General features: G+C 61.3%; 18 protein-coding genes. 6 read left to right on the top strand and 12 right to left on the bottom strand.

Features of this window, described 5'->3' with window-relative positions; all coding sequences use genetic code 11:
- The gene (locus tag N3C12_11990) at window positions 1-960 is read right to left on the bottom strand and encodes a hypothetical protein (protein MCX8073154.1); all 960 of its coding nucleotides are present in this window, start codon (window positions 958-960) and stop codon (window positions 1-3) included.
- A gap of 143 nt (window positions 961-1,103) precedes the next feature.
- Here N3C12_11990 and glpK point away from each other — a divergent pair, with 143 nt between their 5' ends.
- The 4 genes from glpK (at window position 1,104) to N3C12_11970 (ending at window position 6,900) form a co-directional block, all read left to right on the top strand.
- Entirely contained in the window at window positions 1,104-2,579 is a 1,476-nt protein-coding gene (gene glpK / locus N3C12_11985) for a glycerol kinase GlpK (GenBank protein MCX8073153.1), read from the top strand.
- A 45-nt stretch (window positions 2,580-2,624) separates the two neighbouring features.
- Window positions 2,625-4,232 (top strand): GMC family oxidoreductase, encoded by a 1,608-nt coding sequence (locus N3C12_11980; GenBank protein ID MCX8073152.1) that lies wholly within the window; start codon window positions 2,625-2,627, stop codon window positions 4,230-4,232.
- A 13-nt stretch (window positions 4,233-4,245) separates the two neighbouring features.
- A complete protein-coding gene (locus N3C12_11975) occupies window positions 4,246-4,680 on the top strand; it encodes a gluconate 2-dehydrogenase subunit 3 family protein (GenBank protein MCX8073151.1) in 435 nt (144 codons plus the stop codon).
- A 231-nt stretch (window positions 4,681-4,911) separates the two neighbouring features.
- Window positions 4,912-6,900, top strand: a complete 1,989-nt coding sequence (locus tag N3C12_11970) for a hypothetical protein (protein ID MCX8073150.1) — start codon at window positions 4,912-4,914, stop codon at window positions 6,898-6,900.
- A 107-nt stretch (window positions 6,901-7,007) separates the two neighbouring features.
- Here N3C12_11970 and N3C12_11965 read toward each other — a convergent pair whose 3' ends face one another.
- Window positions 7,008-7,724, bottom strand: a complete 717-nt coding sequence (locus N3C12_11965) for a TerB family tellurite resistance protein (protein MCX8073149.1) — start codon at window positions 7,722-7,724, stop codon at window positions 7,008-7,010.
- 383 nt (window positions 7,725-8,107) lie between these two features.
- Here N3C12_11965 and N3C12_11960 point away from each other — a divergent pair, with 383 nt between their 5' ends.
- The gene (locus tag N3C12_11960) at window positions 8,108-9,808 is read left to right on the top strand and encodes a hypothetical protein (GenBank protein ID MCX8073148.1); all 1,701 of its coding nucleotides are present in this window, start codon (window positions 8,108-8,110) and stop codon (window positions 9,806-9,808) included.
- A 15-nt stretch (window positions 9,809-9,823) separates the two neighbouring features.
- Here N3C12_11960 and N3C12_11955 read toward each other — a convergent pair whose 3' ends face one another.
- Window positions 9,824-10,966, bottom strand: a complete 1,143-nt coding sequence (locus tag N3C12_11955) for a DUF1501 domain-containing protein (GenBank protein MCX8073147.1) — start codon at window positions 10,964-10,966, stop codon at window positions 9,824-9,826.
- Here N3C12_11955 and N3C12_11950 point away from each other — a divergent pair, their 5' ends adjacent.
- Entirely contained in the window at window positions 10,967-11,185 is a 219-nt protein-coding gene (locus N3C12_11950) for a hypothetical protein (protein ID MCX8073146.1), read from the top strand.
- A 124-nt stretch (window positions 11,186-11,309) separates the two neighbouring features.
- Here N3C12_11950 and N3C12_11945 read toward each other — a convergent pair whose 3' ends face one another.
- The 9 genes from N3C12_11945 to N3C12_11905 all read right to left on the bottom strand — a co-directional run bounded on the left by N3C12_11945 (window position 11,310) and on the right by N3C12_11905 (window position 24,959).
- Window positions 11,310-12,854, bottom strand: a complete 1,545-nt coding sequence (locus N3C12_11945) for a DUF1800 domain-containing protein (GenBank protein ID MCX8073145.1) — start codon at window positions 12,852-12,854, stop codon at window positions 11,310-11,312.
- A gap of 22 nt (window positions 12,855-12,876) precedes the next feature.
- Entirely contained in the window at window positions 12,877-13,725 is an 849-nt protein-coding gene (locus N3C12_11940) for a hypothetical protein (protein ID MCX8073144.1), read from the bottom strand.
- 233 nt (window positions 13,726-13,958) lie between these two features.
- Window positions 13,959-15,407, bottom strand: a complete 1,449-nt coding sequence (locus N3C12_11935; protein ID MCX8073143.1) for a DUF1501 domain-containing protein — start codon at window positions 15,405-15,407, stop codon at window positions 13,959-13,961.
- Between the two features lie 16 nt (window positions 15,408-15,423).
- Window positions 15,424-16,908, bottom strand: coding sequence for a DUF1800 domain-containing protein (locus N3C12_11930; GenBank protein MCX8073142.1), 1,485 nt, complete (start codon window positions 16,906-16,908; stop codon window positions 15,424-15,426).
- 176 nt (window positions 16,909-17,084) lie between these two features.
- Window positions 17,085-18,248, bottom strand: a complete 1,164-nt coding sequence (locus tag N3C12_11925) for a hypothetical protein (protein MCX8073141.1) — start codon at window positions 18,246-18,248, stop codon at window positions 17,085-17,087.
- 21 nt (window positions 18,249-18,269) lie between these two features.
- Window positions 18,270-19,454, bottom strand: a complete 1,185-nt coding sequence (locus N3C12_11920) for a hypothetical protein (GenBank protein MCX8073140.1) — start codon at window positions 19,452-19,454, stop codon at window positions 18,270-18,272.
- Window positions 19,455-19,463: 9 nt separating this feature from the next.
- Window positions 19,464-20,636, bottom strand: a complete 1,173-nt coding sequence (locus N3C12_11915) for a glycosyltransferase family 1 protein (protein ID MCX8073139.1) — start codon at window positions 20,634-20,636, stop codon at window positions 19,464-19,466.
- Entirely contained in the window at window positions 20,633-22,387 is a 1,755-nt protein-coding gene (locus N3C12_11910; GenBank protein ID MCX8073138.1) for an ABC transporter ATP-binding protein/permease, read from the bottom strand. The genes N3C12_11915 and N3C12_11910 overlap by 4 nt, the downstream gene beginning before the upstream one ends.
- A 28-nt stretch (window positions 22,388-22,415) precedes the next feature.
- Window positions 22,416-24,959, bottom strand: coding sequence for a glycosyltransferase (locus N3C12_11905; GenBank protein MCX8073137.1), 2,544 nt, complete (start codon window positions 24,957-24,959; stop codon window positions 22,416-22,418).
- Window positions 24,960-24,972 lie beyond the last annotated feature (13 nt).

Genomic DNA, 24,972 nt, shown 5'->3' with positions numbered 1-24,972 from the left:
CTACGGCCGAACGTCCCGCTCCTCCGCCCGCTGGCACGGGAGCCAACCGGCGTCCTTCAGGAGAGCATCCAGCAGCCGAGAGCCCATGCGCTGGAGGTCGTCTCGCGTCATGGTCCCCGCGAAGTTCTCGCCAACAAATGTTGGGCGTTTTCCTGTGGTCTTGTGTAAAACCTTGGTGAGCCGTTCGGCCTCTTGTCGCATCGCGATTGCATAGCGGGCAGCGTCGTACAGCGGCCCGCCGTTGCGCTCGCTGGTAATCTTGCGAATCTCCGCGGTGGAGAACCTGCGGGGGTGCACACGGTTCACTACCGGGCGGCTGACGTTCAAAAAAAGCTCTTGGCGCAACACGGCCCAATTTTCCAAGGTCTCCTGAACGGCGAGCTCTTCCGCGAGGGTAACGGGCACCACCAGGCAGCGGCTCGGGTCGGCGAGCAATGCCTCGAGATGCAGCGCCGTGCGCCGTAATGGCCCGGCCAAAACCAGGTTCAAGAGCTGCCGCGGAACCTGCAGGAGCTTGCGCATGTGGCCACTGGCTGGGCCGTCAACTAGCACGAGGTCAAATCGTTGCCGCCGGTGCCAAAACGGGGCATCGACCCACATGCTCAAGTGCTCGAGCAAAAGAAACTCCACCACCCCAGGAGCCGCGTCGGTCAACGCGCGGAAGCTCGTACTTTGCAGGAGCCGTTCAACAAGAAATGGGATTTTCAGGAGACGAGAGAAGTAGTCGCGCACGAGGTGCTGGGGATCCACCGCTACGCCAGCAAGATCTGCAACCAAGGGCCGGGGCCGGAAGCCGAGCTGTTGCAGGTTGAAAAGTCGGGCTAGGGAACCGTCCGCCGCAGTTTCGACCACTAGTGTGCTAAGGCCGGCACTGGCAGCGGCCAAACCGAGCGCAGCGGTGATGGTGGTCTTGCCGACGCCACCTTTCCCAGTCACGAACACGATGCGCCCCGCAGCCACGTGCGCAATCCTAGCGAGGTTCCGAACGCGGAGCTAGCTGCCACCGGGCTTTCTTGCAAAACGCTGCGGAGCGGATGACGCGCATGGTACGCTGTTGTAGCTAGAGCGGGGACGAGTGCGGAGCACGCAAGGGAGGAGAAGGGATGAGCCGGTATGTGGTGGCTATCGATCAGGGAACAACCGGAACCACGGTGCTCGTGTTGGATGAAGCGGGCCGGGTCCGGGGCCGTGCCTATCGGGAGTTCTCGCAATTTTATCCGCGACCCGGATGGGTGGAGCATGACCCGGAGGAAATTTGGACAACGACCATCGGTACCGTCCGCCGGGCGCTACGCGCGGCTAAGGTGGCTGCCAAGCAAGTGGCAGCGGTCGGGATCACAAACCAGCGGGAAACGGCCGTGGTGTGGGACCGCCGGACGGGCCGCCCCCTGCACCGCGCCATCGTCTGGCAAGACCGGCGTACCGCTCCGCGCTGTGACGAGCTGCGCTCTCGTGGCGTGGCAGGGGAAATCCGTAAACGCACGGGACTGGTTTTGGACCCCTACTTTTCCGCGACGAAGATTGAATGGTTGCTTGCTCATTTGCCTGAGAGGCGGCGGAGAAACGTCGCGGTGGGAACAATCGACTCTTGGCTCGTATGGAAACTGACGAATGGGGCAGCCCACCTGACAGATTTCACCAACGCCTCGCGAACCATGCTGTTTCACCTCGAAAAGCGCGAGTGGGATCCGTTTTTGCTCGAGCTCTTTGGTGTTCCCTCGGAGGCGTTACCGGCGCTCGTCCCTTCGGCGGGTGTTGCCGCCACCACCGCACGCGCGGTGTTCGGCGCAGAGGTGCCCATCGCTGGCATTGCTGGGGATCAACAAGCGGCCTTGTTTGGCCAGGCGTGTGTGCAAGCCGGGATGGTGAAGAACACGTACGGAACCGGTTGCTTCCTGCTTATGCACACGGGGGCGGCACCGGTGTATTCCCGTCGCGGACTGCTGACCACGGTTGCGTGCGGTCCCGCTGGTGAGCCCGCCTACGCTATGGAGGGCTCCGTGTTTATCGCCGGAGCCGCCATTCAGTGGTTGCGCGACGGCCTGGGCTTGATTCGCGACGCCAAGGAAAGCGAGCGCTTAGCCCGACAAGTGGAATCGACCCTCGGCGTGTACTTCGTGCCGGCCTTCGTTGGCCTTGGCGCGCCCTATTGGGACCCGGCGGCGAGAGGCGCAATCGTGGGGCTCACGCGCGGCGTGACCAAAGCTCACCTTGTCCGCGCTGCCCTCGAGGCCCTGGCGTACCAGACCCGCGATGTGGTGGAAACGATGGTGGCGGACTCCGGCCAACCGCTGAAGCTATTGCGGGTAGACGGTGGTGCGGCCGCGAACGACTTCCTGTTGCAGTTTCAAGCGGATATGTTGGCCGTACCGGTGGACCGCCCCGCGCTCGTAGAAACGACTGCGCAGGGTGCGGCGTTCTTGGCTGGTTTGGGTGTGGGCTTGTGGAAGCCATCGCAACTCGAACGGCTACGTCGGCGGGACCGCTTGTTCCGGCCGCGAATGGCGGGTGAGCAGCGCGAATTGCTCTACCAAGGATGGCGACGAGCAGTGGCGGCTGTGCGCTCCCTCGGGTCTTGAACCCACTCTCGACTGGAGCTCTGCACTCTTTCTAATTTGACTTCGATGACACGTAACGAACCGGTTGACGTACTGATTGTCGGAGCGGGTGCCTCGGCAGCGGCTTTTGCCTGGAGTCTTGCAGAAACGAAGATGCACATCCTCTGCCTCGAGCAGGGCGACTGGATTCGCCCACAGGACTTGCCCGGCAACCACCTCGATTGGGAGGTGCGACATCTGAGCGACTTTCACTTCAGTCCGAACGTGCGTCGCCGGCCCGAGGATTATCCCGTGAATGATTCGGCTTCGCCGATCCAGGTGTCGATGTTCAACGCAGTCGGCGGGAGCACGATTTTGTATGCCGCACATTTTCCGCGATTCCGCCCGGAAGATTTTCGCACCCGCTCCCTCGATGGAGTAGGGGACGACTGGCCGATCGATTACGACACACTCGCTCCGTTCTACGATTTGAACGCGGAAATGATGGGGGTGTCAGGGCTCCCGGGCGACCCGGCATATCCCGCGAAACAGGTGCCGTTGCCGCCGGTACCTTTGGGGAAGCTTGGCGTGACGCTCGCAGCCGGCTTCGAGCGCTTGGGTTGGCACTGGTGGCCCTCGGATAGCGCCATCATCACCCGCGATTATCGCGGACGAGCAGCCTGCGTGAACGCAGGCACTTGCTTGGTGGGTTGCCCGCAGGGGGCAAAGGGCAGCGTCGACGTCACGTACTGGCCCGAGGCGTTGCGGCGCGGGGTGCAACTGCGCACGCGCTGCCGCGTGGGTGAAATCACCGTCGATGAATACGGAATGGCGAGCGGCGTGGTGTATTACGACGCCGAAGGTAAGGAACACCACCAACCGGCCCATGTGGTCGTACTCGCTTGTAACGGTGTCGGCACGCCGCGCTTGTTACTGGCTTCGCGTAGCAAGCACTTTCCGGAGGGTCTCGCGAACCGCTCCGGCATGGTGGGGAAGAACCTGATGTTCCACCCCTATGCCATGGTCATGGGTGTCTTCGATGAACCGCTGGAGGCCTACAAGGGACCCACTGGCTGCTGCATCATGAGCCAGGAGTTTTACCGCACCGATCCCCGCCGCGGTTTTGTCCGCGGGTATTCGTTCGAAATCCTGCGCGGATTTGGGCCCATCTCCACGGTGCTCTGGGGCATGCAGCAAGGCGTTCTTCCTTGGGGGCGAAACCATCACCGCGCGATGTCGGAATTGTTCGATCACGTCGCCGGCATGGTGGCCATTTGCGAAGACCTGCCGGAGGAGCACAACTGCGTCACGCTTGACCCCGACCTTTGCGACGAGCACGGGGTTCCGGCGCCGCGCATACAGTATCGACTGAGCGAGAACAGCCAACGTATGCTGGCTCACGCGGTAGAGCGTGCACGCGAGGTGCTCGAAGCTGCAGGAGCACGCCAGACGTTCGTGCAGTCGCCGCTGCCGTTTGCCGGTTGGCACTTAATGGGTACCGCGCGGATGGGACGGGATCCGCAAACATCCGTGGTGAACGAGTGGGGTCGGTGTCACGACGTGAAAAACTTGTTCATTATCGATGGCAGCATTTTCGTTACCTCCGCTGCGGTGAATCCCACAAACACCATCCAAGGCTTGGCCCTGTACATTGCCGACCAGATGAAGCGGCGGCTCGCAAATCTCTTTGACTGAGGGAGCCCGCACGATGAAACAACCCGACTGTGGGGCATTAGCGTTCACTGCCGAGGAGCAGCTCCTGCTCGCTGCGGTGTTGGATACGCTGATCCCGGCGAGCGACGATGGTCGCTTTCCCGCGGCTGGAGCTCTGGGCTGTGGTCCGTCCGTGATTGAGGGCTGCAATCGGATCCCCGGCCTTTTGCAAGTCGTGCGGGACGGCTTGCGAGAATTGGCGCGACTCAGCACGGCCCGGTACGGGCAGCCGTTCGCCGCGCTCGATGGTACGACGCGCGAACAGCTACTGGCCGAGCAAGGTTTTGTGTTCCCCTTACTGATGCAGACCTACATCGCTTACTATCGGCACCCTGCGGTTCTGGCAGCGCTTGGGTTAGAACCACGCCCGCCCCACCCAAAAGGTTACGCCCTTGCAGAACCCGCAATGCCCGTCCGTCCGAAGGCGTGAGTCGGTGCCCCCTAGTGTCGGTGCTGAGGCTGTGGGTAAGCTCCAGGCAACTCGCGAGAATCGCGTTCCAGGCAGCGGTTCAAGCGAGGCGACGCCATCCCGAAGCGCCCAGGTCCAGTGCTGGAAGCCCCACCGGAACCGGAGTTGCCCTTGAAAGGGGCGAAGCGGCGCAGCTTGACTTTGTCTACTCAAAGGGTGTAAGCGCGCTGGCCAGATGGGAGGGAATGCCGTGTGCGGCCGTGGCTGATCCTGGTCTTAGCCGTAGGTGTGGCGGTAAGCGGTCCGACACGAGCACAATGTCCTGAGGACAGTTTCCAAAGTACCTGGGAAATTGTGCAAGATGTGTTCGTGCGGCGTGGCTGCACGAACGACCTCTGCCACGGTGCGGCCCGTGCTGGGGACTTGGACCTCCGTGGCCACCGCGCCTACGAAAACTTGGTCGAGGTCGACGCCTCGACTGTCCCAGGGATCGATCGGGTGCTGCCAGGGCTCGGTACCCGCAGCCTCTTGTTCTTGAATGTCGCAGCAAGGGCACTCCCCGACCTTTATCGGGCTCCGCTTCGGCCGATGCCGCCCGAACCGCTGCCGGCACTCAGTCGAGACGAAGTGGAGCTCATCCGCTTGTGGATCCAACAGGGGGCACCGCGAGAAGGCGTGGTCCCGGGCACGGCCAATCTGGTCGACGCGTGCTTGCCGCCGCCAGAGCCGATGCCAATTCAACCATTGCCTGTGCCTGACCCGGAGAAAGGCTTTCAACTCCGCATGCCCCCTTGGGTGGTGCCGCCGCACAGTGAGAAGGAAGTGTGCTTCGTGAGCTACTTCGATCTCCGCAGCGTGGTTCCACCACAGTTCCGGGGGCGTGGTGGCTTCACCTTCCGTTTCCGCGCCAACGAGGTGCGGCAAAGCCCGGTGAGCCACCACATGATCGCCAACCTGTACGTCGGCCGTGCTTCCCCGAATGACCCGGTTTGGGGGCCGTTCCGCTGCCGAGGAGGGGAGCGCGACGGGGAGACCTGCCCGCCCATGGACACGACCTTCTGCGGCTCAGGCGTGTGTGCTTCGGATCCGGTAGAAGCGGTTGGTTGTGCAGGGTTCGGTCCTCCCGATTTGGGTCAAGGGCTTAGCCTCATTCCTTTCTCGGGCAGCCAGCAGGTGGCGAACGAAATGCGGTTTCCTCCCGGCGTGTTCCAGGAGTTACCGCTGCGGGGACTGATTGTGTGGAACGCCCACAGCTTCAACCTGGGCGACCGCCCCGCTGTGCACGAGGCTTGGCTGAACTGGGAGTACGCAGCCCCGGAAGAGGCCCGCATGGTGGTGTGGCCGATCGCAGGCAATCGGGACATCTACAAGATGACGCCGGTGCCACCGTTCACCACGCGGGAAGTCTGCAGCCACTACGAGTTTCCTCGCTTTGCTCGACTCTTTCAGCTCAGCGGCCACGGCCACAAGCGGATGAAACGTTGGCGGACCTTCGAGGGAAAGTTTGCCTGTCAGGGCGGACCGGCAGCGGGCGAAGCGTGCTCGCCGCTGGGTTATGATTTTGCAAGCCCCGATGTTTGCCAAGGCGCCCCCTGTCAGGCGTGGGAGCGCGAAGCCGCCAGCGACTGCAACGAGGATGGCACTGTCACCGTGGACGAACTTGTGCGCGCGGTGAACGTTGCGCTGGGCTTGGCTGCGGCGGGGAGCTGTATCGATGCCGATGCGAACGCCGATGATGCGGTGACCGTGGAGGAGATCGTTCGCGGCACCAACGCGTTGCTGACCGGCGGGCCAACGGCGCGGCCACGCGATCCGCACGCCTCGCTGTTGTACCTCAGCACGGTTTACAGCGACATGCTGGTGCTCGACTTCGATCCCCCTCGCCGGTACGATGCGATCGCTCCGGAGAAGCGCACAATTACGTACTGCGCGCTGTATGACAACGGGTTTGTCGACCCGCACGCGGTGAAGCGAAAGTCCACGGCGCCGGTGCCCTCGTCGCCGGGAGCCGAAGGTGGCCCGTGTGCAGTTCCCACTCACTGCACAGAAGGCCGGGTGGGCGCGCCATGCTCCGGTAGCACACTCGAGGAGCGACACCGCTCCTGCGACAGGGGCGACGGCGCGCGCGACGGCTTCTGCGATGCCTGCCCGCTTACCGGAGGCGTGACCACCGATGACGAAATGTTCGTGCTCCTGGGGTTGTACTATTTGCTCAACGTGCCGCCGACTGGTGACAACTAAACGAAGCCAGGAGTGAACCGATTGGCCGGGCAGGGAAGCACCGGGCTCGTCTGGCCTACGGGGAACACGGCCAGGGCATCCGAGCCAGCACGAGGGGGATGAGTGAATCAAGATGGACGGGTGTGCTCCAGGCGCTTCCAGGTAAGGTAGGCGTCGGCAATTTGACCGAGTCGGCGGATCGCTAGTACAGCAAACTCGGGCCCGAGGTCGATCACATGAGCCGGGTCGTAGCGATGGACCAGCGCGCGGAATGCTTCATCGACGGCCGCCGGAGAAGCATCCGGTGGCAAGCCGAGCACCTCCAACGCGCGCACCAGCTCTGGTGGTAAGCCATCGCCAAAGCGAGTTGGGGCTGCGCCGCTTTCCATTGTCGAACTGCTTCTCGCTTCGGCCTCCGATGTTCGGATAGGCACTTTCACCCCCGCTTCTTCGCTGGGTTTGTCTTCGCTCCGCAGTGGGGGTGGCGGAATCTTGCTGCTTGTTGCCGGCTCCAAGTCCCAGCGTGCGGCAAGACGGTCGAGCAGTGCTGCCTCCGTTTGACTCAGGTCCCCATCCGCTGCCGCAAGCTCAGCGAGAACTTCGAAGATCACCGCACGCGCTCGAGGCGAGAGGGCCGCAAGCGCAGCAATCGCGGGCTCGAGCTCGAGCCGCCCAGACCGAGTCTGCTCAAGTTCGGCAAGCAAACGCGGGCGCATGGGGCCAAGCCCAAGCTCGTCCAACACTGCTGCCGTTGCCAATTCCTCTGAGGTGATTCGGCCATCCGCCACCATCACAGCCATAGCGAGCCGTGCCAGTGCCGCCGCCGGATCCATCGGATGTTCCATGAAAACCTCCTGGGCCGTGACTGTGCCACCCCTTGGAGGAAAGCGCAATGACGGCAATACCGCGCGACTCGACGTTGTTTCCCTTCCAAAAAGAACGGGCCCAGCCTGAGCGGAATGGGGCGTGGGAGCGAGTTCCGCCGGCCTTGGCGTGGGACTAAATGGAAGCAACCGATGAGCGCTCGCCGACCGCTAAACGTGCGGGTGCGCGCGTGCGGTCGCACCGACGGAGCGCGGCCCCTGGCGGAAGCTTCAGGAGATCACGCCAATTTCTCGAGGGTAGCCTGGAACGGAAACAACCGTCCGTGGGACGCGGAGCCACAACAAACGCGCCAGAGATGATCGTCGTCCACGACCATGGTAGCGTGTTTCGCAAGGAGCGCCCTGTGAACGGAACTCGGTGGCATTGGTGCTTCGCGCATTCCGAGATGGTGGTCGTTCCTGTGGAGGCCATCAGCTCGAGCGGACTTTGCCACGAGTTTGCAGAAGCCTTGGAGTCCACGGGTGGGATGCGGGCGCCTTGGGTTCGCGCGCTGCACGATGCCATCATCCGTTACTGGCAACGAGCGCGCGCCTTGCATGAAATCGCTCCGCGCGACTGGTTTCCCCCGCGCGCACAACACATTTGCATCGTACGACGCGGGCACCGGGTGAGACCGTACTTCCAACCCATCTACAACGGTTCGTGGCTTTTGTATGAAGACGACTTCGACCCTGCCACCTCCTCTCCAGAGTTCGGCACCTACCTTCTATTTCACGCCGAGCGCATGGGGTGGCACCGGCAGGTGCTGGCCGCCTTTGAACGCAATTTATCCTACTGGTTGGTCCGCACGGAGGAGGAGGTAGCGGACTTTTGCAACGGCGCTCGCCGCTCTACGCGGCCTGATGCGAGGGCCTTGCAAGCGCTGGCTGACGCGTTGCCTTGGATTCGCATGCTGTATCACCCGGCCTTGCGTCCACCGAGTCTGGCAATTCCTGGCGGACTGGTGCCACTAGGTGCGAGCGGCCTGCTCGGCCCGCGGACGGTGGGCGAGGAGTGGGCCGCTCTTCAGCGGCGTTGGCAGCGGGTAGCCGAGCGTGTGGTCGAGCAACATTACCGCTCGTACAAGCGGGTCGATAAGGATCGCGTGCGGGCGTTTTGCTGTTGGCTCGAGACCGAGCGCCCCGAGGTCTTGGTTGTCGGCGAACGAATGGACATTGTTTGGGATCCCGCGCTGCCGGACGACACGAGCCGTGTGAAATCCTTTTTAGCGGGCTCCTCTGCCGACGCGCTCGCGAGTGTGCAGGCCGACTTGAAAGTGATTGACCACCATAGCCTAAGCTTTCGCAGAGCAGCGTGCGAAGAGATGCCGGCACAGGTTGGCGGCGTGGAGCCAGGCGGCCTCAGCTTCTTGTGGCCGGGGCGCGCAATCATTGCGTATCGCTTAGGTGAGCCGGGCATGGATCGCTTGCGCCTTCCGGCTCCGCCGTACGAGCGCCTCATGCTCGGTGCGCGCACGATGCACGAGTGGGGTCATTTGGCCGCTTCGGCTGGCTGGGTGGGTATTCCTGCGGAGAGTGAAGCAAAGGGGGTAGCATTGTGTGCTCGTTTGGAGGACATTTGCGAGCGGGTGGTCCGCGATGCGCCGACCGCGGTTCGAGCTGCGCTGAGCCACGAGCTGGAAAAGCTTGCGACGCAAGCTGGGGTAGGGCGCGCCCTAGCCAACATCGTGTATGCACGAATGGAAGATTACCGGGCGAACGTCGTCGCTCGGGAGTTCTTGTCGCCGTTGGAACTGGAAACTTACGTCCGTAACAACGTCACTTGCTTGCAGCAATCCACCCGGCCAACGGCGTTGTTTCAGCGTTTGGTGCGCTACGCCTACGAGTTTCAGTACCTGCACCTGCTCGGCTTGCGCGATCCGTGGAGTTACCTGTGCTCGAGCACTTGGTTCGATCGGGAATACTGGCTGAGCGGCGTGGTGTCGCGGTCATTGACCGAGGAGCTCTTCCACTGTGTGGCAGAAATGTGTGCCCTGCAGCAAATCGACGAGAGCAAACTCCACGTCCCGTCGAGAGCCGCCAACTCGCCACGACGGCAAGCGTGAAACAGCCATATGCTCTTACGCTAAGAATCCTTGCGGCTGGTAGCTAAAACCACCGGCCCCGAGAATGTTGTTCGCGGTGGACGGAGAGAGGCCGAGCCAGTGTACCATGATTTCCCCGTAAATGTGGCGGAAGTCCAACGTCGGGACCATGTTGCCGTTGCGGTCAGGAAGGTGTAGCTCCGGATACGCACCATACACGCCGCCAGCTACGAAGGAGTTGGTCGAAGCTTGGGTCTTCGTCGGGCCGATGACGAACACCGGGCTTGCGGTTCCATGGTCGGTGCCACTGTCGGCGTTGTTGTTGCCGTTCTCGGCAATTCGGCGACCGAATTCGGTGAAAGTCATGATCAGCGTGTTGTGGTGCAGGTTGGCGGCCTCGAGGTCACGCCAGAAGGCAGTGATGGCTTTGTCGACCTGGTGCAGGAGCTTGCCGTGGAGCTCATCGGGAAAGTTCTCAGCTACTTTTTGATTCAGCGGCTTTTGACTCAACGGGATGTGCTTCCCTTGGTCGGAATGAGTGTCGAAGCCGCCGATGCCGACCCGGAAGATGCGGCAGCCCAGTGGCTGGTCTCCTGGTTGAGCACCGCGCAGCAGTGCGTACACAAGCCGCAGCGCGGTTGCCAAACCGTAGCGTTGCCGCGTAGGTGCTGCGATCGGATGATCCGGTGCGCCGTTGATCAGTGCATTCAGATTTTCTGCGGTTGAAGAAGAAACCGTCCGATACGCGTCCATGCGCGAGGCTACCGCATAGCCGACACGCGCCCATTCCCCGATGAAGCCACCGCTGGAATTTGCCAGCTCCTGGTAAACCGAGCGAAAGGCTTGTTCCAATGGCTGGCGATCTGCGTTCTGGCTGAACACGGGATTGCTGGGGATGACCAGGTCATTCACGCTTGTAAAAGCAAGAGTTGAGGTTCGCCCGAAGAACAGCGGGTTCAGCGATCGACCGATGTCAACCGCTGGCACGGGCATATTTTGCCCTAAGCACAGCGCGTCGAGTGTGCGCCCCATCCAGCCGTCGCTGATGCCGGACAGCAACGGATCTGCTTTGTACCAGATAGACTTCGAGACGTCGTGGGAGAGGTTCCCGTTGGCGTAATGGGCGCCGAGGATTACCGCGACATTACCGCTATCGTACAGCGTTTTGAGCCCGTTCATATGAGGGTGCAACGCGAGCGCACCGTTGTGCAGCGGGTCGTTATCGATTTGGGTGGGCCCGAGCTCCGACACTGGAATATTCAACCACTTCCGGACCAAGTCATAACGGGTGCGGTTTTGCCCCGTACCATCCGACATTGGCACGACGGTGTTGAGCCCGTCGTTCCCGCCATCGAGCTCGACGAGGATCAAATTCGTTCCTTGTTCGCAGGCCTCTAGGGCGCTGGCCTCGCGCGCCCGCAACCAGACACCCGGCAGCGCAAAAATAGCCGATGCTCCCAGCGAAGCTTTGAGAAAATCTCGGCGGGAAAACTGCATGAGTGCACCTCCTTGTTCCTGCTCTTCAGTGCACGTGGTACTGCGGCAACATCAGAATCATTTGCGCAAGCGGATGAAGACGGAAGAAGATGTTTTGCTCGTCGCGAGGATCGAAGGGATCGTCCGGGCCAAGGAGCTCGACTAAGTGGTTATGGGTGACGGCGTCGACTTCGATCGGGCCGAGGAGCAAGAGCAAGCGGTTCACGACCTCGGCACGCGGCATTGCACGGCGGGGGAGCAAGCGTTCCACCCAGACCGCGTCTCTCGGTCGGTTTACTGGCCAGCGGCGAGCACACAGGCGAGCCGCGAAGATTGCCCGCTGCAGCAACGCATGAGAAGTGATCCAATAGGAGTTGCCCTTCCAGCTAAAAACGTCCGGAGGATCCAACAAGGTCTGCCCCATTTGCCCGAGGCCACCTTTGTTTTGGTTCCCCTGATCGCTGAGCTCTTCCAACGTGTCGAGCAACGTGTAGCGGCCGTCCTCGGTCCGCGTTGCCTTGAGCATGCGTAAAGAGCCAACCACGTATTCGACAGGGCTTTTCACGGTCCGCGTGCGGTCCGCGTAAAATTCGGTGCGGAGAAACATCGCCCGTAACACTGCCGGAATGCGGTAGCCGCTGGCCACGAACACGTCGGCGAGCTCGTCAATCAAGCTCAGGTCTTCCCGGCTGGTGCCGACGTCCACCACCGGATCGTACGCGTAGAATTTCCACAGCTTGCGCACGAGGAAGCGGGCTGCCGTAGGCCGCCCTTCTGTGTCTCGATGGTTGAAGATGGCGTCCACCAGCCTCCGGTGTTCCTCCGCCGCCCAGGGCGCGTCGTTGGAAGCGGGTTCCGTGTATGCATTCGCCGGGTTTTGTAAGGGGGTTTCATTCGGATCGGGGGCGAAGATGGTTTTGGAGCCCGTATCGTGGCGGTTCATGTCGAAGTAGGCTTCGACGTCGTTATTCACTTCGCGGATCCGCCAGCCGGTGAGCATGCGCGCTGCCTGGGTGACGTCGGCTTGCGAGTAATTTTTGTTGCCGGCGAAGTCGAACACGCCCAAGGTAAACAGCTCCATGAGTTCGCGAGCGTAGTTCTCGTTAGGGGCACGGCGGGAATTTGACTGTCCATCCAGCCACCACAGCATGGCTGGGTCGATGTTGATCGCTTTGACGAGCTCACGAAAGTCCCCGAGCGCGTACGCCCGGAACAAGGCGTTTTGTTTCGCCATGTAGAGCGACTTGTTCACGCGCGATTGGGCCGTGGCAAAATGCGTGTGTAGGAACAGAACGATTTTCTCCAGGGCGGGATTCTTGGTTTTGATCATCGACTGCAGCCACCACGCCCGCAGAGAATCGAAGGACGCCCAGTCGCGGGCGACAAGATTCCCTGGGCCTTGGAGTTGTCGCGGGACCCGCAAGTTCAAAACCCAATCGACAGCCTTCTCCGGTGTCTTGTTGGCGAGTGCGCGCACGAGAGTTGCCTCGCCAGTACTTTTGCGGATGGAACCGTGGTGACCGAATCCCGAACGCAACAGTAAGTGCGCTGCCGTCTGGTAATTCCACTGCTCTGGGCCGATCACCGGCATCAGTGCCACCTCCTAACCGAAGCTATTGGCAAGAGTAGCTGCTGCTGATGAACCCGGAGGCAGGAGCCCCGGCAAGGATCCAATCTTTGAGCAAACGGATCTCGCCAGCCGTCAGCCGAGGGCGAGCACGATCGGCAGCCGGGTTGTGATAGGGCATGCGGAGCCCGTACGCACCGGTGCCGAACGTCGGACTGTTGAGACGAGCCCCTCCCAATAATTTCAGGTACAAGAGGCTTCCGTCTGGGTCGCCGGGTTTGACCCGCAACAGTCCGTCCGATGCGGCGGCGAAGTTGTGCGGCGTGGCGTTCACGAGATCTGTGTGCGCGGAGCGGCCACCACCACAGGAAGGCTTAAGACACAAGTCATGCGTGGGCTCGATGGAGCCGTGACATCCGGCGAGGTTGGAGCACTTCCGGTCAAAGATGTGTTGTTGGATTTGCTCGAAGGTGCTGTTGATGCCGCTGCAAGGACTGATGGGCTGGTTGGTCATCGGATCCACCGGCGGCAAACACGCAAGCTTGAAGGTATCCTTATCTTGACTGACGCCGGCCGGACACTTGCCTCCACTCAACAAAGGCACCGCGCAAATCGTCGTCTGGAGTTTCAAGGTATAAGGGCGGAAGCGCGGCCCTGAACTCGTTTGCGTGACTGGCAGTATTACCCGCACCGTGGCGGGGCTCGACCAACGGTCGGTATCCGCACTCGTGAGGGGGAGTTCGCCCTCGGCAAAAAGCTGCAGGGGCTCGAAGTCCGGCACATGCTTTGGGTGATCATCGAACCCGGGCCCCGAGTAGGGGATCGCAAAGCCGCCGGCAGGGAAACTCGATGGGCTACAGCCCGTGAAGGCAGTCGTGTTGAGGCCGATTTGCACCTGGAAACCGCACTGCCCAACGGTGGCATCGCTATCTCCGCAGCTGGTGTCTTGGTCGCGGCAGCGAACGTACTTCGGTCTCGACGTTGGAGTGTTTGGCGCCGGGCTCGATTGGAACGCGACCCAACAATCCGTTGCGGCCGGGCCTCCTCCGGCCACTTGCGCGTTGGCCAATGGCGTCACAGCGCTCAACGACAGCAACCAGAAAACTTGCAGGAGAAACCTTGCGCGTCTCATGGCAAGAACAAAGGCTGGCTATTGCTCGGGTGCACAAAGTCGAAGTTGGGGGCAGTCCAGTACTGTGCAGGGTCGCCTATGTCTGGCTGCAAGAGACTGGCAAGAATCTCCGTTTGGGGGATTGCCAGCCAGTGTTTGAGAATGGCCCCGTAAACGTCGCGGAAGTCGGTGGAACGGTGCGGATCGGAGTTGTCCTGCGAGTACTTGGTGTTGCCATCATCCCACGTGGCGCCGGGGTTCAGAACACGGCTATCCGAGATGTTAGGGTGGTTGCCATACACCCCGCCGTTGATCCGGCCGCCCACGAGGAACACGGGGCCCTGCGAGCCGTGATCGGTGCCGTTGTCGTTTTGCTGTGGCCGTCGCGAGAACTCGCTCCAAATCATCACAAGCACTTTGTCGGCCACCCCCATGTCGTCGAGGTCGTGGTAGAAGAGTTCGAGTGCATCCCCGACCTCCCGGTGCAGCTCGTAGTGGGCTTCGTTTGCACCCACGGTGCCTTGGTTGGAATGCGTGTCATAACCGCCATTGGCTAAGGCGAAATGCCGCGCAGCGATGTTGGGCACACCTTGCGTGATCCCGTAAATCACTTTTGCCACCTCGCGCAGCCGACGTGCCGTGCCGCTGTCGAGGTCGTCGTACTGCTGGAGCCAGGATGGGCGATCGGTGTTGTACAAACCATCGAGATCCGGGTAGGCCTGGGTCGCCGTGAGTGTGGCTTGGCCGCTGTTTCCCACAAAACGGAGCAGCGGCTGCGCCGAGGCCTGAGCAGCGGCATATACAGCCTGAAATGCGGCGATTTTGTCGCTGTCGTCCGCCGGGTACCAGTCGTCGAGCGGAAACTCGAGTTCCGAGAGGCGACTGGCCGTCAACACACTCGTAGCCTGTTGGTGTAGCTCTCCCGCCATCCAGTAGCCGACGGAGAGAGCCGGGATGTCCGAGGCTCCATAACGCGACGCTAAGTAGCGGCCAAGCCAGCCCCCACCCATGGCCGCACGCGTGCCAGTTTCCCATATGGAGCGCGACACCGCATGGGACAAATTGTACTCCGGATAGCCACACCCTTGGATGACCGCGACTTTGCCGAGTTGATACAAGCGATGGAGCCCCTCGAGCCCGGGGTGAAGCGCGAGGGGAGTATTGGTGGAAGGGTCGGGGGCGATGGCTAATGGAGCTAGCACGCTCGTAGAAAGGCGTAACCCACCGGGTCCGCTGCGACGCAGGGTTTCGTAACTCGTTCTAAAGTTTGCGAAGGTCCCGTTGGCAACCGGCACAACGGTGTTGAGCCCGTCATTGCCCCCGTCGAGGAATATGGACACCAGAAAGCGATCTCCGATGTCTGCCCACGCCTTGCGCACGAGGGCACGATTCCACAGCCCCTGGGCCATCAGGCCGCCGGCGAGAAGGCCCGAACGAATGAGAAAATCACGACGAGAAAGCGACATGTGGGCGAACTCCTCTTCAGTGAAGGTGAAATGCGGGCATTTGGAGAACCAGAGCAAACAAACCGTGCAGTTTGCGCTGCCGGACACCAGGGTCGTTCAAATCCAGCGAGCCAGGGCCAAGGTAGTTGATCAGCGCCTGACGCTCGTCAGACGAGACGTCATCGCGCACGCCGAGCACCTCGGTGACGGCGTCGACGATGTCCGCAGGCGCAGTGAGGCTGAGGTCCATGAGCAGCTGCGGGCGGAGGTGCTGGGCTTTGTTGCCCCGCGCCATGGCGACATCGCGGGCGAAAGAGTAGCGGGCGAGCAGGGTGGCGCTGTTGATCCAGCCCTCTTCCCAGTCCCAGCCAAATACGCTGGGCGGCTCGAAAAGAATCTGCCCCATGTCGGCCAAATAATCCGTTACGTTCCCCCAGTTGCCGCCCTCGATGTACCAGTTGCCCCACTTGTCGCTGCGCGGGCTGACGCGCAGCAACCGCAAGGTGGTCATCACGAAGTCGATGGGCCAAACCACTGACTTTGGAGTGGTCGCAGAAAACGGTGCGGTTGCTGCCGTCTCGTAAAAGAAATCGTCGACAAAAATCTCGCGCACTAACCGGCGGAGGTCCCAGGTGGTGTCAAAAGCGGCGCGCTGCACAATGCGGTCGATGATCGTGGCATTCTCCGGATAGGCTGGCAGCGGGTGTGCGAAATACTCGAGCAGCTTCTTCGTGATAAAACGGGCAACAGTGCTCTTCCCGTCGCTGTCTTGGTGTTCGAAAATGATGTCCACGACTTGAGAAATCTCTTGCGGCCCTTCGCCGCCTGGTTGGGTAAAGTCTCGTCCACTGGGGCCAAAGCCCCCGTGGTTTCGGAAAATGACCTTGGGCCCTCGCTCGGCGCCGTACTCACTCATGTAGTCGTGTGCCCAATCGTTAAAGCGCACCCGATTACGACTCCAATCCCAGCCCCAGCCGGAAAACGCTCGGGCAATTTGCACAATGTCCTGTTGCTCATAGTTCGGCTGCCCGGCTAGGTCAGTGACCCCCAGAGTAAACAGCTCCATGAGCTCCCGCGCGTAGTTTTCATTGGGCTGCTCTTTGAAGTTCCGGAAGGTGTCGAGGTATTCCATCATCGCCGGGTCGACATTGATGGCTTTCACGAAGTCCTTGAAGTTGCCCTTGCAGTAGGTACGGAGCAGCCGGTTCTGATCGGCCATCCAGTGGTGGTTTTGTACCTTGTCGTAGCCAGTCGCGAAGTGATCGTGCCAGAAAAGAACGAGCTTTTCTTGCAACGGAGTCTTGGTGCGCACCATGTACTTCAACCAGGACACACGGCGACGCCAGATGTCCTTCCCGGAGGGCCGAAACTTTGCAGGCTTGAAGCTGGTCAAGCGATCGGCCGCGGCGCCACGGCTGAGCCCGGAAAAGGTGTCCACGTCGCTTTTGCGCGCGCCGAATCCCGCACGCCGCAGCAGGTGACGTGCGTGTCGGACACCTAGAATCGTGTTTTCATCGCCCATGACTCCCTCCGCCAATGTGGTGCGCTGGAACGCGGTCGCTCGGAATTAGCGAATCCCGCGCCGTATCGTTGAATGCGCACACACCTCTGTCAACGAGAAAGTCGTATGTGATGAGACCCACGCGAAGGGTGTCACCACGTTGTCAGCAGTGCCGGTTTTTGTCAGTTGCCGGAATGTTAAACGTGTTCGATCAGCTCATGGAGGACCTGTCGAGCCTCGAACCAGGTCCGGGCGATCAATTGGGCGTGTGCCCGGTGGGGAAGCGGATCGGATGCTACTGCGCGGATCGCTGCCGCCGCTTCCTCCACAGTGGTCACAGCAAAGAGACCCTCTGCGGTTGGCAAAACCTGCTCGAATCCGGTTGCTTGCGTGACAACCGGCCGGCCGGCGGCGAGATAACACGCGCTGCGGTCGGAAAACCAGCCCGTGCGCAGGCGCACGTTTAAGTCTTTCGCTGTGGTGAACTCTCCAGCGGACGAGCAAATGAAGTCCCGGTATACGAACGGATCGGCCGAGACGGCTAATGGGTCGACGACTTCCCACCCGTAGCGGTTCAAGAGCGCCAGGTCGTTGGGAAACTTGGCAACATCCATAGCAACGCAAAAGCGCTGTGCTGCCCGCTGCGGTAAGTCGAGGAAGCGCAACCACTCATCGCGCTTGCTCCAACCGTAGCGGTCGTTCCCAGTGACGATATCGCGGCGAGTTTCGTGCCAACGACCGATGGTGGTCCAAGCTCCATCCTCTGCAGGTGACGACCCAAGCCACAGCCGCGTTACGACGGGCTGCCGCGTGGGGAGCCAGTGCAAGTTGCCGGTGGGCACCGCGCAGGCTGGAGAACCAATGAGTTCGCCAATGGTGAAATGACGGTGGTGTTCGTGCAACAAGGAGCGTAACGCCTCATCACCTTGGTGGTAACGAAACTGTGTGTATCCAGGGTCAAGGTCGATGAAGACGCGGGTGGCGCGCCCCGCTTGAGGGACTCGAGTCACGGGTGCAAGCGTGAGCACGAGGCGAGCGCGCTCCAGAAGATCGAGCATCACGCTGCGTGGGAGCCCGAACTCGCGTTGTGACCCTACCTCCCAAAAATGCCAGCGCTTGCCGAGCCCATGAGCGGCGAAAAACTTGGAGAGGATTTCTACGCCGCGGTCGCACCGTGCCGGCATCGTGCGGGTGACTGGGTCGAAGCACTCGCCATAGAGGGCGGTGTCTTCATAGAAATAAGCTTCAAACCCCAGCTCTTCGAATCCGAGCAGGTAGTGCAACACTTGCCACGCGTACCCGCCGAGAGGGCAGCGCGCGAAGTAGCCGGCAATGACGACGACGTCCTTGTTGGTCCCCATCGGAAGTCGAGTTCCTAGAGTTCAAACCCCCGCGGTTTGCAACAAGCGCTGGAGAACCCGATCGGAGTCGAAGTACTCCCGGGCGAGCTCGCGTGCACTCGCGGCATGTTGCTCATAGCGAGCTTCAACCATTCTCAACGCCTGGCAGGCCTCTTCAAGATTGACGAAGGAAAGCAAACCGCTTCCGGTGGGCAAAGCGCTGCTGAAGCCCGTTTCCTGGACAACCGCTGGGCGACCGGCAGCTAGGTAGCAAGCGCTCCGGTCGCTGAACCAGCCAGTGTGGCCAACGCGATAGCCGTTTTTCACCACCGTAAACTCGCCACGCGAGCTTTGAATGTAGTCCCGGTACGCAGCGGGGGTGGCGGCGCATTGTCTCGGATCGACAATTCTCCAACCTGCCTCGCGCAAACGGGGCAAGTCGGGCTCTTCGGGGTGAATTGCAAGGCACAGCTCTAGCGCTGCTGGGGCGCTTCGCGGCAACGAAAGGACGCGAAGAAACTCCTCGCTCTTTTGCCCGTACCACGTACCCTGCCATTGCACGGGGCTGTAGCCACGCCAGTCGGCAACCGTTGTGTATGTACTCCCGGGAGGAAGGTTCGTTGCCCAAGCATCCAACACGACAGGGGGCAGGGTCGGGTGCCAACGAATGCTGCATGTGGGCACGGGGCATTGCGGGGTTCCCACACAAAGGCCGACGGTAAAATGACTCTCGTGACCCTGGAGGTTCATGTTCACGCCATACCCTTCTTGCCAGATCTGCGTGAAACCGGGGTCGAGGTCGATGTAAATCCGCTTGGCAGGGCCAGCGAGGATTTCAGCCCGATGCATGCGCCCGGAGAGGTTCACAATCGCGTCAGCAGTCCGTGCTATCGCTGAGAGGGTGCGAAACGAGAGCCCTACCCCTTCGTTGGGGTTCTCTGCCGGCCAAATGCCCGCGTGGTCAGCAAAACCGAACTCTTGCATCACTTGCTGCACGTAGCGCGCGTTGTAGGAGGAGGCGAAGGGGACTCGCCGCCACTTTTCGTCGAAGCAGCCTTGCGGTGGCAGCTCCTCCACGTAGAACACCTCGAAACCCAGTCGGCGCAGCCCCAGTACGTACTGGAGAAACGCCCAGGTGTTGCCACCGCCGCCAATGGGATGCGCAGCGATGGCTCCGGCAACGAAGATGCGCCCGCAACGCTTTGTGGAGCCGCTGCTCGAACTCACGCTTGCTCCTCAGGCCAAGCCGCAGTCGGCCAACAGCTTTGTCAGCACCCGCTCTGCCGCGAAGTGCTGCTCGGCTAAGGCCCGTGCGGCATCGCAGTGGTGGCGATAGGCTGACTCGATTTGCTCGAACGCAGCGACCGCCTCTTCCAAGTCGCGAAACGCAAACAACCCGTTCCCCACTGGCAAGTAGCGGGAGAATCCGGTGTCCTGCAAAACAACTGGTTTTCCGCTGGCCAGGTAGGACGCACTGCGGGTGGCAAACCAGCCACTTCTGGTTGCAACATAGGCGTTCTTCGCAACGCTCCACTCCCCGCGGGAGCGTTGCAAGAACCTCTGGTAAACGCGCATGTCTCGTGAGCAACGGTAACCGTCAACCAGTGCCCATCCGTGCTGCACCAACTGATCGCGCGGGGCCGCTCCCGAAAGGGCGACGCGGAGCTGCACGGAGGTGCGCTGGGGGAGGTCGACAAATTTGAGGAACTCGACGTCCTTGTCACCGTAGCGCACTCCGCCAAAGGTTGGCGGGCGGATGTCAATTTTCCACGACATCACCGTGCTGTACCAACGAGCCTTGGGGGTGTAGCGCACCGGCCAATCTGCCAAATAAATCGGTTGTCGTGTGCGGCGCCACTCGAGCCCGCAACGTGGCAACAAGCAGTCATCGGCCCCCATGTTTTCCGCCAATGTAAAGAAATGCGTGTGTTGCCGAATCAGGCCGACGGAAAATTGTTGGTCCTCCGTGGCCACGCCCTGCTCCACCGCCCAAAGCTTCGCCTGCGTATAGCCCGGGTCGGTATCCAGGTACGCAACGCAGCGCGCACCGCGATACCAGTCTCGTAGCCAGCAAGCGCCGGAAACGTTGAGGAAAAGGTCGGCATTCGCACAAAATGCCGCCACCGCTTCTTGCGTGCTGCCGTGGTACAGACCATCGGGGGACCGCAAAGCCCAGCGCGGCGGGCGGTTTAGCCGGGAGTGATCGAGGGCCTGTTCGAGATAGCGGGCATTGAACGACGGATCAGGTGTGAAGGTGCTCGCGCGCGGGTCGTAAAACCACTGCCCTGTGTCCTCGAGATATAGGACATCGCACCCCAAGGCTTGAAATCCCCGAACGTACGCCAAGTAGTCCCAACTAACCCCGCCGAGCGGGTAAGTGGCGATCAGCCCGGTAACGACAACTCTCATACCCTGGTTTCTGGGGGCGGTGCAACAAGCCCGTGGGAATACAAGTGGTGAAAGAATCCCCGCCTCGCGAGCAGCTCCTCGAAGGTACCGCGCTCCACAATGTGGCCACGGTCGAGCACAAGGATGAGGTCGGCTTGCTGCACCGTGGGCAGCCGGTGGGCAATGACAAAGGTTGTTTTTCCGCGCATCGCCGCGCGCAATGCCTCGATAATGGCAGCCTCGGTGGCAAGATCGACCGACGAGGTCGGTTCGTCGAGGATGAGAATTGGCGCGTCGCGAAGCAACGCGCGGGCAATGGTCAAGCGCTGCTTCTCACCCTCGGACAGCGTCGCACCCTGGCTGCCGAGAGTCGTGTCGTATCCCTGCGGCAGGCGTTCGATGAAGGCGTGGGCCTGTGCGAGCTTTGCGGCGCGCTCAATTTCCGCTGTCGACGCATCGGGGCGCCCGTAGGCGATGTTCTCCCGCACGGAAACCGGGAACACGATGGGGGGCTGCAAGACCATGGTGACCACTTGTCGCAACGAATGGAGGGTAAACTCGCGCACGTCCACGTCATCGAGGAGAACTCGCCCTTCACCTGGGTCGTAGAACCGCGGAACAAGACTGACCAAGGTGCTTTTGCCAGCGCCCGTGGGCCCGACAATTGCCACCACTTGCCCGGGCTCCACTTCGAAATCGATGTCGACCAGCGCCGGTTTTGTTGGCTCATAGGCAAAGCTGACGTGCTCGAAACGAACGCGACCAGCCGGCTTCCAGCTCAGAACGCGATGGCCGTCTTGCACCTCGGGTGTCGTCGCGAGCAGCTCGAGCACCCGACGCAGACCTGCCCTGGCTCCCTGGACGGAGCCGTATGTGGCAAAGATGGCGTGCAACGGAGAGTACAAAGAAGCCAGGTAGTTGAGGAACACCACGAGGTCGCCCGCGCTTAGCCCTGCGGTCCATACCCGTTGGGCACCAAACCACAACACCGCCGCGCTTCCAGCCGCGAGCAACAGGCCGGTCGAGGCGCCGAAGGCCGTTTGCCAAAGGTAAAGGCGGAGGTGGGCGCGCAGACTGGCTGCACTCCGGTGCGTAAAGTCGGCGTGCTCCTCTGCCTCTTTGCTGAACGCTTGCACCACTTTCACGGCCGACATCGTCCGGTGCACATGCTCGTACACTTCGCTCTCTCGCTCGCGTGCCTCGCGCGCAGTGTCGGTGAGCTTGCGTTCCATCAGGAACAGCACCGCCACGAGAGCCGGACAGACCCCTGCCGCCATGAGGGTGAGCAGCCAGTCCATCTGCACGAGCACTGCGAACATTCCGGTCAGCAAACACGCCGAGGCTAGCACTGGGAACACGCCGTTCATTGCGAGGGTCTGGATCGCGTAGGTGTCGCTGGTCACCCGGTAAATGAGGTCGCCCACGGAGGCGCGGGTGTGAAAGGACAGCGAGAGACGCTGCAAGTGTTCGTACATCTTGCTCCGTAGGTCGGCGACCATGCTTTGGCCGATGGCGATGGTGGTGTAGTTGTTCCACACCTGAACGGCTCCCAGGAGTCCATAAATCGCCACAAGGCCCACCGTGGCAATGAGGAGCAAGGTGTGTTGCCGACCGATGCTGGCAGGCAGCCACGGAGGAGGTTGGTTGGGGAGCACATAGTCAATTGCGATCTTGAGCGGCCAAGGCTTGGCCAATTCCAGGGCGGTGATCAATGCAACTTGCGCCAAGCCCACTACGAAGCGCCCTTTGTATGGGGCGAGGGAACGGAGCACAAAAGGCAACACCCGTGGAGGGTTTTGCCTACCTGCGGGTGGACGCGACGCTGTCATCGCTGAAGAGATGCAGTTGCTGGGCCACGATTTCTTGCGCATGCCACACGGTTTGCCCGAGGCGGAGCGCTTCCACGCCAGTCACACCCACGGAGATGGCGAGGAGCAACAATGCCAGTTCCCCGACCTCGCGAAGCCCGCTCACCAATGCAAGCACAGCCACAATCAGCAGTGCTGTGGACAGGGAACGAACGAACCACGAAGGGCGCACTCGATTCCGCGTACGGAGGAGCCGTTTGGTTCCCCCGTGGTTCTCGGCAGCGACAGTAACGTCCACCCGCGACCACAAGCCACGGTGGACGCTGATGTCGTAGTCGCTCCATCCCTGATCGATCGCCACGAGGTATTTGCGCGGCGTTAGAAAATCGATCAGCGCCTGGAGGAAATGCTCCTTTTCGGTTCCGGTCTCACTCCAAAAGCGCAATAAGAACTGGCGCTGACGCCAATGCACTTCCGGCTGTTGGGGTACGCCGGTGAACTGGATTCGCGAGGCACCGTTTTGCCCTTGGATGCGGTGGAGGTACCGGTGGACACTGCGGACCAATGGGCCGAAATAAATGAGCGCGGCCACCAGCAGGCGTCCCCGCCAGTGGTCGAAGCGCGGGTCGATTTTGGCCCGCCAGGCTCGGATTAGGGCGATTCCGGCCGGAACCAGCAACGGCAAAGCAGCAGCAACGCGCCACCGCCCGGCAATGACAGCGCCGCACAAGAGTACGACGCCAATCAGGTTCCACTCCAAGGTGAAGGGAAGAAACGCAAGCAACGAGGACGGCGTTTCATACAGAGTCTGAAACAGCCCTCGCCCGAACACGCCGTAGTAGATGATCGGGCGAGAGGAAAGCACCGGCAGACCGATATCTCCGTAAATCCGCCCAATCCATTGCGACTGACCGAGCATGTTGAACCGAAAGGGATGTTTGAAGTAGAGTTGTGCTTCTGCTTGCCCGTAGCCCATCTGCTGCTTGAGGTAAGCGCGCACCGTGTTGCGGCGAAAATGCCAAACTTGAGCCGCCGCACTGAACCCAATGCGATACCCTGCGTCTTGTAGGCGCCAACACACATCGACGTCGTCCCCCGCAGCACGGTGGACAGGATCGAAACCGCCGATCTTCTCCAACGCCTCCTTGCGGAACGCCATGTTGCAGCCGGGAATGTGCTCCGCCACTTCGTCATCGATGAGTACATGGGTGGGGCCTCCGGGGGCCGCCGCCACGTAAGCAGCAATGGCTGAATCTTCCGGCGGTGGCAGGTTCGGTCCACCGACGCCGGCAAAGTCGGAGGAAACGAATTTGTAGGCGAGGTAGGTGAGCCAGTCGGGATCGACCACACAGTCGGAGTCGGTGTAGGCAACGATCTCCCCGCGGGCAGCTTCGAGACCGACGTTGCGAGCGACACTGAGTCCTTTGTTTGGTTGCGAAATCAGCCGAAACTCGGGATATCTCTTCGCGATGGCCTCGGTGCGGTCGGTCGAACCGTCGTTGACGACGATGACCTCGTAGTCCGGATACCGCAGCTTGCGGAGCGCAGCCAAGCAGGCATCCATTGTCCGCTCCGCATTGTAAGCGCAAATGATCACTGAGATTTTCGGCGGCTGGGCTAGAGGAGGAGGGAGTACGCCGCGGTACAGCCGCTGGACACTCGCGAACGCCGGCTTGCGGTGGCGAGTGCGGTCGACCAATCCGAAGGCCCAGTCCTCCACTTGAAAACCGCCGGTGAACCAATCGTCCGTCCAAGAAAACACGAACGTCCCGGCCACGCCGCATTCGAATGCGGCGCGCACTTGCCAAGCGAGGATTTCTGCCTGCCGGTCTTCACCCTCTCGTAAAGAGTCGACGCCAAATTCGGTCAGCACCAGGGGCTTCTCGCCCGCCAAATTCTGCAAACGCGACACGTAGCGGCGAAAGTCGCCCTCGCGGTGCAGGTACACGTTGAAGGCAACAAAATCGATGAAATCCAGCTCCAAGTACTCGGTCGGCGGGAAATTCGCATAGCTCACGAGGGCATCAGGCATTTCCTCTTTGGCTATCGCAAAAAGGCCGCGCAGGAAGTCAGCAATCCGCCGGGGGCCGTGCCAACGCACGATATCGGGAGGGATTTCGTTGCCGATGAGAATGCCAAATACGGCCGGATGCCGGCCCAGGGCCCGGATGGCGGCGGTGACGTCAGTACGGATGCCCTTGGTGACGTCCGAATGGTCGAGAAAACAAACGTGCTCGGTCCACGGGATGCCCGCGAGTACCATGATTCCGTGTTCGGCGGCCAAGTCCAGAAACCAAGCAGGTGGCGGAGTGAATGTGCGCAGGCAATTGGCGCCCAGGTCGCGCATCAACGCCAGATCGCGCACGACGGTCTCGCGAGGGGGAAAAAACGTGCCGTCGTGCGGGGCAAATGGACCATAGGTGACACCGCGCAGATAAAGTTTCTCGTCGCCCCGGAAAAAGAACTTGCCTGCGGTTCGCACGCCGGAGCTTTCTGGGGCTTGCTCCACGCGCCGCTCGAGTGAAGCTGCGTACATGACCGCTCTGGGT

The organism is Candidatus Binatia bacterium, from assembly GCA_026415395.1.
In the GTDB taxonomy this organism is placed as follows: Bacteria; Desulfobacterota; Binatia; order HRBIN30; family HRBIN30; genus HRBIN30.
This window is presented reverse-complemented; position numbering and strand designations above follow the sequence as displayed.